The 9208-nt window shown below is 56.5% G+C and carries 8 protein-coding genes; 1 reads left to right on the top strand and 7 read right to left on the bottom strand.

All coding sequences use genetic code 11. The features are described from left to right. Positions 1 to 1391, top strand: a 1391-nt coding sequence (locus tag ACRC1E_RS09455; RefSeq protein WP_438514846.1) for a Rid family detoxifying hydrolase, incomplete at its 5' end; no start/stop codon positions are given. 349 nt (positions 1392 to 1740) lie between these two features. Here ACRC1E_RS09455 and ACRC1E_RS09450 read toward each other — a convergent pair. From ACRC1E_RS09450 to ACRC1E_RS09420, 7 genes are all read right to left on the bottom strand, one after another. After that, the gene (locus tag ACRC1E_RS09450; protein WP_438514845.1) at positions 1741 to 3108 is read right to left on the bottom strand and encodes an EAL and HDOD domain-containing protein; all 1368 of its coding nucleotides are present in this window, start codon (positions 3106 to 3108) and stop codon (positions 1741 to 1743) included. 27 nt (positions 3109 to 3135) lie between these two features. Beyond that, entirely contained in the window at positions 3136 to 4494 is a 1359-nt protein-coding gene (locus tag ACRC1E_RS09445; protein WP_438514844.1) for an EAL and HDOD domain-containing protein, read from the bottom strand. 8 nt (positions 4495 to 4502) lie between these two features. Then, positions 4503 to 5609, bottom strand: a complete 1107-nt coding sequence (gene aroC, locus ACRC1E_RS09440) for a chorismate synthase (protein WP_438514843.1) — start codon at positions 5607 to 5609, stop codon at positions 4503 to 4505. An 89-nt stretch (positions 5610 to 5698) separates the two neighbouring features. After that, positions 5699 to 6343 carry a 2OG-Fe(II) oxygenase gene (locus tag ACRC1E_RS09435; RefSeq protein WP_438514842.1) on the bottom strand — a complete coding sequence of 215 codons (645 nt, stop codon included), beginning with the start codon at positions 6341 to 6343 and terminating at the stop codon, positions 5699 to 5701. 66 nt (positions 6344 to 6409) lie between these two features. After that, the gene (locus ACRC1E_RS09430) at positions 6410 to 7336 is read right to left on the bottom strand and encodes an alpha/beta fold hydrolase (RefSeq protein ID WP_438514841.1); all 927 of its coding nucleotides are present in this window, start codon (positions 7334 to 7336) and stop codon (positions 6410 to 6412) included. 121 nt (positions 7337 to 7457) lie between these two features. Further along, the gene (locus tag ACRC1E_RS09425) at positions 7458 to 8405 is read right to left on the bottom strand and encodes a GlxA family transcriptional regulator (protein ID WP_438514840.1); all 948 of its coding nucleotides are present in this window, start codon (positions 8403 to 8405) and stop codon (positions 7458 to 7460) included. Beyond that, a partial coding sequence (locus ACRC1E_RS09420) for an EamA family transporter (RefSeq protein ID WP_438514839.1) occupies positions 8402 to 9208 on the bottom strand: 807 nt, incomplete at its 5' end. The genes ACRC1E_RS09420 and ACRC1E_RS09425, both read right to left, overlap by 4 nt.

Here is a 9208-nt window from a genome sequence, read left to right as displayed (position 1 = left end):
GTCGTGTTGTGGGTTTAAGGTATGGCCGCCCAGATAGAGTAGTCACAACTGCCCATTGTCAAAGTGGAGTACGTGCTTGCCACGCAGCCACTAAATTCAAGAAAAAGGTGAGTGTTATTATGAGTAGCTATAACGCAGTGTTAGCAATAAATACTGAGAATGCACCTAAAAGCATAGGTCCATACTCGCAAGCTGTAGCGTTCTCTCATTACAATAATGTTTCAGCTCAACTTCCTATCGATTTTAAATCTGGCAAATTGATAGTTGGTGGTGTAGAAGAGCAAGCTGGGCAGTGTTTTGAAAATATCAAGGCGATTGTAGAAAGTATCGACCATGTTATGGACGATATTGCTAGGGTTAGTATATTTGTTAAAAGTATATCAGACGTTAATACTGTAAATGCAGTTTATGCAAAATTCTTCCCAAATTATGTTCCTGCGCTGACAGTAGTTGCAGTTGATGCGTTACCTTTGGGTGCTTTAGTGCAAGTTGAAGCGCTTGTTTTTAATGGTGAAGGTACAATTCCAAATGCTCCTCAGGCGGGTGATCTCGTCAAAGTTGCAAGAAACACGAAAAATGCACCCATCAGTCCGCTGTCTACGCAGACTGTAGCTTTTTCTCACTACAATAATATTTCTGCTCAATTGCCGATTGATCCGAAATCTGGCCAACTAGTGGCTGGTGGTGTGAAAGAACAGGCTGGGCAGTGTTTGAAGAACATCAAGGCAATTCTGGAAGGGATCGATGTTCCTTTTGATGATATTGTCAAGGTAAATATCTTCCTTAAAAACTTCAACGACATCGATGCCGTAAACGAAGTTTATACGACGTTCTTCCCTGACTCGGCGATTGCCAGAGCCGTTGCCTATGTACCTGCACGGACTGTGGTTGCAGCGGCAGCTTTACCTATGGATGCCTTGGTGCAAATCGAAGCGGTTGTGTCACATGGTGACGGTACGCCCCCACAAGCTGTTGAAGATAGGCATGGAATCGTCATCAGGGCAAAAAATACTGAAAATGCACCGAAAAATGCGTTGTCTTCACAGACAGTAGCTTTTTCTCATTACAACCACATTTCAGCTCAATTGCCTTTGGATCCAAAAACGGGAGAAATGGTAGCTGGTGGTGTAAAAGATCAGGCTGGACAATGCTTGAAAAATATCAAGTCAATTGTAGAAAGTATTAACCACGTTATGGATGATGTGGTTAAGGTAAATATATTTCTTAAAAACATCGAAGATATTGATGCTGTGGATGAAGCTTACACAGTATTCTTCCCTGATGGTGTTCCCGCACGAAGAACAGTAGGTGTTTCAGTTTTACCTAAAGATGCTTTAATCCAAATTGAAGTTGTTGTTTCTCATGCTGAAGGAACTCCTCCTAATGCATAACGGACACTTTTCTGAAAATTAAGAAGCTGCATGATTCTTTTTGCTTCAGATGGTGTGTGTGAAAAGGAAGCTGTGATTAATTTACAGCTTCCTTTTTATGGGTTTAATAGAGTGGCTATCGGTTTGTGAAATTAAGTAAAATAATTAGTCTTTTGTTTTTCAATTGCGCTCCAGTTCCAAAACTGTTGCCGGAGTCTGCTTGGTGTCGCTATTTATCGGCCCATTCTCTGTATGCCGATTGTCCTATTGTACATACTCTCTGAATTCACCCTTTGCGTTTCATGCGCAGGTTAATTTTACCGTCCCCCCATAAGAACTGGCTGCACAAGTCCAGTACCAGCAGGCTGGTTTAGGCCGGGTTGGCGATAGATTCGGCCCAGGTCATGGCTTGAAGTTGCATGCGGTTGATCTGCTCGACCTGCAGACCAAGCACGCCCGACAGCATGCGGATACGGTCGGTCTGGCCTTGCTCCAGAGACAAGGTCAAGGCGAGGTAGGGCGCGAACAAGCCCTGACAGTCTATTAATGCGTTGCTGACTGTAGCAGGCAAGGACAGAGGCTGTAGTGCCTCGTTGATAGGCTGTTGCAGTAGCGCATCCAGCATGGAAAACATGCCGGTGAGAAACAGGTGTTCGCACTCCAGTTTGTTCTTGCCGCCAGCTACACCCAGATTTTCCATAAAGCGGGCTCGCCAGAGCGAGCGCTCCAGCAATACCTGACTACGATTGTCTTCTTTTGTGCCGTTGAATAGCAGCAGGGTCAGCCACTTGAACAGGGTTTCCCGCCCCAATAGCAGTAGGATTTCGTCCAATGTGGCCACTTTGCGGCTTAGTCCGTTGGCCGAGGCATTGATAAAGCGCAGCAGCTTGAACAGCAGTACCGAGTCAAGCTTGAATTGGGTATCCAGTGCTTTGCTGTCGGCGCCGGCGCGTAGCATGCGCATGATTTCCATGACTCGCAACTGGCTGGCATCGGTAGATGCTAGCTCTGTTTTGCGCACCTGGGTGATAAAGGGGCCATGGAATAGTACGAAGCGTTCGTGGGCCGCGCTGCTGCGCAGGCAGACCTCGTAGGCTTCCATCGAGTTGATATTGCGTGCATACCAGCGTGCGTGCGGAAAGCGGGCGGGTAACTTGTCTAGAAACGGGATTAGTACCTCTTCGGCTGGGGCCGAGAAATCGAGTACCAGATAGTCCATCAAGCCAAATAATGTGTCTTGCAAAGAAGCCGACAGATGGGTATCACCAAATTGTGTCGGCTCCAGTGCAAAGCACAAGCCCTGACTTTTTAGCTGGCGTATTTGTTCCAGCTCGGGTTCTCCAACGCTCTCACCGGTCGAGGGATTAATGACGCAGATCACGCGCTGTGCGGCCAGTGTGGCCAGTTGCGGATTTTGTAGTGTCCCCAGCGACAAGTTGATAAAGGCACGACGTTTGGCCAGTAGGCTGAATACATCCAGATTGAGCAGTGTGTTCAACATCAGATTATCGTACTGCTGGTACAGGCCGGCGCTGGCTTCATTGCGCTGCACGGCGTCGCGGGCGACAAATTCGTAGGCGACCAGTTTTTGCTGGGAATCGTACACCGGGTGGTGGGTGACAAAACCGAAAGCGGGAGGCAGGCGTTCGGGTTCGGCGCGCTTAAGCGGCGTATTTTCAGGGGCCCGGGGGGCGGGGGCGGATTTGCCGGTTAGGCTACCAAACAGGGTTTTCAGCATTAAATTTATCTATGGCAATAAAGCGGTTTAGCCTGCGTCATCGGAGGCCGTAATATTTTCGGCCCATAACATGGCTTGCATACCCAGACGGTTCACTTCATCAAGCGGAATGGCCAGCGCACGGCTGAGCAGGTCTATGCGCGGGCTATCGTTTTTTTCCATCGCTTGCGCCAGTGTCAGGTAGGGTGCGAATAGCCCCCTGTTTTCCAGTAAAGCCTGAACCACGGTGGGCGGTAGTTCCAGCGGGGCGATAGCCTGTGCTAGGGGCTGTTTCAAGAGTGCACCCAGCATGGAAAACATGCCGGTCAGAAACAAATGTTCGCTTTCGATCTTGTTGCCGCCACGCGCCATGGCCAGACTTTCCATAAAGCGTGCCCGCGATAGCGATTGCTCCAGCAGAGCGCGGCTGCGTCCGTCATCCTTGTGCGAACTGAACAGTAATAGGGTCAGCCATTTGAACAGGGATTCCCGTCCCAGCAATAGCAGCGTTTCATCCAGCGTCATGATTTTGCGCGCGATGCCGTTTGCCGACGCATTGACGAAACGCAGCAGTTTGAACAGCAAGGTCGAGTCGAGCTTGAATTGGGCATCCAGTTCGCTGATTTCGGCATCGCTGCGCAGCAGGCGCATGATTTCCATGACCCGCAACTGGCTAGTGCTGGCCTGACTCTGGTTTTTTGTCAGGCTGTGCGTCATAAACGGGCCATGGAACAGGGCGAAATGCTGGTTGCCGGCGCGGCGGCAGGCTTCGTAGTCTTCATAGGACGCAATATTGCGCGCATAGCCCAGGGTATGGGGTGTGCGCTGCTGGGTATGATCCAGCAGCGGCACCAGTATGCCTTCGGTCGAGGCGGAAAAATCCACAACCAGATAATCGATGTTGCCCAGCAGTGCATGGGCTTGTGCCGCCGTCTGTGTATTGCCCAGACCTTCAGTACCGAGCGCCAGACGGTAGCCTTGTGCCTTGAGCGCATCTAGCTGTCGTGCTGAATCCTCTGTAGCGATTTCGCCCGCGGCCGGCGAGAGCAGTAGGATGATGCGCTCGGCCGGTAAGGCGGCAAGTTCGGGGGCCGATAACGATGCCAGCGACGACAGGTGGATAATGGCGGCACGGCGAGAGAGCTGGCTGAATACATTCAGATGGCTCAGTGTGCTGAGCATCAGGCTGTCGAATTGCCCGGCTATTTGTGTTTGTCCCTGACCCGGGCGCATTGCCTGACTCAGCCGGAATTCATTGGCGACCAGATTTTGCGACGCATCATAAACCGGCTGGTGGGTGACTACGCCCAGCGTGGCCGGCAGTTGTGCCGCCACCGGCGCCGGCTCGGTAGTTTGGCTTTGAGCCGGCGCTTGGGTTTTTCTGCCTGCAAACAGGGATTTGAACATGACGGCGCTTAAGTGGAGTGTGCCGGGCCGGCGATGCGCGGCATCTCCACCCGTACGTCGGCACACTGGGCGCGATGGCGCAAGGCGTGGTCGATCAGTGTCAGTGCCAGCATGGCTTCGGCAATCGGGGTGGCACGGATGCCGACACAAGGGTCGTGCCGGCCATGGGTTTCCACCAGAATGGCGGCACCCGCCTTGTCGATAGAATGGCGTGGCTGCGAAATGCTGGAGGTCGGCTTGATGGCGAGGCTGACTTCGATAGTCTGTCCGGTCGAGATGCCCCCGAGGATGCCACCGGCGTGATTGCTGGCAAAACCGTCGGGGGTGAGCTCATCACCGTGTTCCGAGCCCTTTTGTGTCACCGCGCCGAAACCGGCACCGATCTCGACGCCTTTGACCGCGTTGATATTCATCATCGCCCACGCGATATCGGCATCGAGCCTGTCGTACACCGGCTCGCCCCAGCCCACCGGCACATTTTCGGCAACGACGCGCAGGCGTGCACCAACCGAGTCCTGGGATTTACGGATGCTGTCCATATAGTCTTCCAGTGCCGGTACCACGCTGTCGTCACCGGCAAAGAAGGGGTTGTTTTGCGTCGTTTCCCAGTTTTTGAAAGGGATGGCGATGTCGCCTATCTGGGTCATATGGCCGCGGATGACGATACCGAACTTTTTGGCCAGCCATTTTTTGGCGATGGCGCCGGCAGCCACGCGCACCGCGGTTTCACGTGCGCTGGAGCGCCCGCCGCCGCGCGGGTCGCGGATGCCGTACTTGTGCCAGTAGCTGTAGTCGGCATGGCCGGGACGGAAGGTGTCGGCGATATTGCCGTAGTCCTTGCTGCGCTGGTCGGTGTTGCGGATCAGTAACGCGATCGGGGTGCCGGTGGTTTTGCCTTCAAAGATGCCGGACAGTATCTCGACGCTATCCGGCTCGCGGCGCTGGGTGACGTGACGGCTGGTGCCGGGTTTGCGTCTATCCAGCTCCTGCTGGATATCTGCGGTGCTTATTTCCAGGCCGGGCGGGCAGCCATCGACGATGCAACCGATGGCAGGGCCATGGCTTTCACCGAAAGAGGTGACAGTAAACAACAACCCCATGCTATTGCCGGACATACGCTTCCCTTTTGTTTTTGCTGCATGGCACCTTAGCGCCTGCGTGTCTCTATAACGGAGAATTCTATCATGGAGTGCCGGCTATAAGATCACCATGTCATGGTTGCTAAGGGGCGGCGGAACCAGCCGGTGATCGATAGCCGTTGCCGGGTGGCCGGCAAGACTTCGTGCCAGAAACGGTCGGATAGAAACAGTACCAGTGTGCCTGCTTCGGGGCAGATGTCGACCGATTGCTGGCAGTCCGGATCCAGATACAGCCGCAGTTTGCCGCCGGCTGCATCAGGCCAGTCCTGATTCAAATAGAGTACGGCACTGAGGGTGCGCGCATCATCGTCGCGGAAACGGTCCAGATGCTTCTGGTAGCAACTGCCGGCAGGATAGACGGCAAAGTGGGCTTCCAGTTCGGATAGGCCAAGATACAGGCCGCGATTGACCTCGACGCGCAGGCTGTCCATGGTATCGAAGTAGCGGCTGACTGCCGGCAGATGGCTCTGTTCATCCAGCCACAGTACCGAGTCGGAGCGGATTTCGCTGCGCCGTGCCGCCCCTGCGGCACGCCCGACGGCGGCCTGATGGAAACGGCCGTCTTCCCACTCTGCCTGGCAAGCGGCACGCAGCGCATTGATTTCCGGCAGGGAGAATAGGTCTTTGACTACGCACCAGCCCTGATCGGCCAGTTGTGCCACGATATGTTCACTGCGGCTAAAAGTAGCGTTTTTGATCGTATGGCTCATGTCTCATCCTTGTTTGCTTATGGTTATTTATTACCACAGGCTTGCACAAGTGATGAAGCATACAAATCAAATATTTTCTGGAATAGCGTGGTATTTGCCTGCCAGCCAATCGGTCACCATGGGGAAGTGGTCATGCCGCGCATCGGGGTGGGTGAGCAGGCTGACATGGTTGTAGTCATGCAGATGGCCGGTTTGCCTGGCCAGCAGGTGCATGCACGAGACGTGCGGGCCGGATTCGGCACGAAAACGCCGTACGTCGTCAGGATGGCCGCGGCAAGGGTCGTTGATGGCGGCAAAGTACAGCGCAGGGGGCAGGCTGGTTTTTTGTGCGGCCTGACGATAGTCAAAGCCATCGTCGGAATCGACCCACGGCGCAATCTTTGCCCAGTACTTGCTCTGCCGGTGGCTCTTGTTGCTTTCGCTATCTGCGCCCAGCTTCAGTTTTCTGGCCGGCAGGTAGCCGCAGCTGCGGATAATGGCGCGGGCAGCCAGATTCCATACCAGATCGACTTCCAGTAGCTTGTTGAGGTTTTTAGCGTGCACGCTGCGCTTGCTACCGAAATAGACCAGGCTGGCGACGTGCGGAATCATTGCTGGATAGCGCACCAGCGTGCTGGTCATGTGCACCCCGCCCCAGGAGTGGGCGATCCAGTGCATGGGGCTGTCCGGGCGCAGTTGGCGGATCAGCCTGAATGCGGCCGGCAGGTCTTCGGTAATGGTCTCGGTCTGGCCATGGCGGCTGTGGCGGTGGATGGGTGGCGTGCTATTGCCGCGCCCGCGCAGGTCGAGCACAAAACAATCGTAACCTTGTGCTGCCAGATAAGGGGCCAGCCCTTTGCCGGAGTCGGAGTAAAAAATGCGCCCGTTAGCCATCACGCCGTGCAACAGCAGCACCGGTGCGCCGTCATCGCGCGTGGCATGGCGGATACGGCGCAAGTGCAGGATGTCGCTGCCGGATACCGGCAGGAATAGGCTTTCTTCGCGGTAGGGCATGATCGTTTCCGTGGGCTGCCGGGCGGGGCAAATTTAAAACAATCGATTGAATCATGCTCTTGTGTTGATGGCGAGCGCTATCGGTACGGCAGGCACACGCTGTTGATGATTCGCGGTGCAGTCATCGGCAGGCTTGGCGGCGGGCATCTGCCGGTGTGCCGCCTGTGATCTCTTTCCATACCCGGCGCAGCGTGCGTGCCGAGGAAAAGCCGGCTGCTTCTGCTGCCGCCTCTATCCGGGCTCCTTGGACTATGCGTTCGCGTGCAACTTCGATCTGCAGCGCCTGACGGTAAGCAACGATGCTGGTCGCGGCGTGTTCGCGGAACAGCCGGCTCAAGTGGCGCGGGCTGACATGGACGCGCGCGGCCAGTGCGGCCAGTGACCAAGGGTGAGCGGGATCGGCGGCAATCAGATCCTGCGCCTTGTGCAGCGCCGGATTGAGATGGTTGCGGTGTGCCATAAATGGCGACAACTGGGGCGCTGCTCCGTCGCGCCGGCTGTAGACCACCATGCGCCGGGCTACGCGAGCGGCGAGCGCTGCGCCGGCTTGTTGTTCTATCAGCCATAGCGCCAGATCAATGCCGGCAGTAATGCCGGCCGAGGTGGCGATCGGGCCATCTTCGACAAAGATGCGATCCTGCTCGACCCGTGCACTGGGCACGAGGGCGGCCAGCTTGGCGGTCAGCGCATGGTGGGTGGTGCAGCGCCGCCCGTTCAGCAGGCCGGCCATCGCCGCCAATAGCGCGCCCGAGCAGATGCAGGCGATGCGGGTGTCGGCGCGTACGGTGCTCTGCAGCCAGATCACCAGTTGTTGCGCGGCAGGCGAGGCGTAGTCTCGGTCTTCGTCAACGGTGCCGACCAGTACCAGTAGCGCGTGCTTTGGCAGTTTTTCGGGCAAGGGGTCTACGCGGCTGGCAAGCCCGAGCGAGCTAATGCAATCCGCTTCGGGCCCCACGGTATGTAGCCGTAGCCGTGCGCCTTCGTCGGCGGCTATGCGCATCGCCTCGGCCGGGCCTGCGTGATCCAGCGCCAGATAGTTGGGTGTCAGGATGAAAAAGACATCGCTCATGTGCGCAGCCCACGCAGTTGCTTCAGCAGTCGCGGCCCCAGGCTGCCGATCGCCAGCCCGGCAATCAGTAGCGTGCCGCCAGCCAGTTGCAGCGCGCTGAGGCGTTCGCCCAAGAAAATGCTGGCCGACAATACGCCGAAAAACGGCACCAGCAGGCTGTAGGGCGCGACGACATTGGCCGAGTGGCGCGCCAGCAACCGGCTCCACTGGCCATAGCCGAACAGGGTGGCGACCAGCGCCAGATAGGCGACCGCCGCTGCACTTTTGAGTGTCAGTACCGCCGACCAGTCGGTAGTGGGGGCCTCGAACAGCGCCCACAGCGCCAGAAACGGCAGGATGGGCACCAGGCTGGAATACACCACCAGCGACAGCATGTCCGGCGCGCTGCCGTGACTGACAATACGCCGCACCACCAGATTCGACGTCGCCCAGCATACCGCGCCGGCCAGCGTCAGCAGCAGCCCGGAAAGCGGCAGCGACTGGCCGCTGCTCAGGCCGATCAGCAGCAGGCCGCCACTGCCGACAATCAGACCGATAAGCTGCGCCGCGCTGAAACGCTCGCCCAGCCATAGCGCGCCCAACAGCAGGGTAAAAAAGGCCTGGCTTTGCAGTACGATGGACGCGAGCGATGCCGGCATGCCGGCCTTGATCGCCGAGAACAGAAAGGCGAACTGGCCAAAGCCGACCGTCAGCCCGTAGGCTGCCAATGCGCGCCACGGCAGCTTGGGGCGGCGCACGAACATTAGGCCGATGCTGGCGGCGCAGGCAAAGCGCAGCGCACCCAATAGAAAGGGCGGTACCCC

The sequence above is a fragment of the Craterilacuibacter sp. genome, assembly GCF_051659485.1.
GTDB lineage: Bacteria > Pseudomonadota > Gammaproteobacteria > Burkholderiales > Chromobacteriaceae > Craterilacuibacter.
Note: the sequence above shows the minus strand (reverse complement) of the source record. Positions and strands in the feature narration are given on the sequence as shown.

Bases quoted from the DNA above. Each gene is read 5' to 3' on its own strand.
- ACRC1E_RS09450 (WP_438514845.1), bottom strand. From the start codon at position 3,108: ATGCTGAAAACCCTGTTTGGTAGCCTAACCGGCAAATCCGCCCCCGCC.
- ACRC1E_RS09445 (WP_438514844.1), bottom strand. From the start codon at position 4,494: ATGTTCAAATCCCTGTTTGCAGGCAGAAAAACCCAAGCGCCGGCTCAA.
- aroC (WP_438514843.1), bottom strand. From the start codon at position 5,609: ATGTCCGGCAATAGCATGGGGTTGTTGTTTACTGTCACCTCTTTCGGT.
- ACRC1E_RS09435 (WP_438514842.1), bottom strand. From the start codon at position 6,343: ATGAGCCATACGATCAAAAACGCTACTTTTAGCCGCAGTGAACATATC.
- ACRC1E_RS09430 (WP_438514841.1), bottom strand. From the start codon at position 7,336: ATGCCCTACCGCGAAGAAAGCCTATTCCTGCCGGTATCCGGCAGCGAC.
- ACRC1E_RS09425 (WP_438514840.1), bottom strand. From the start codon at position 8,405: ATGAGCGATGTCTTTTTCATCCTGACACCCAACTATCTGGCGCTGGAT.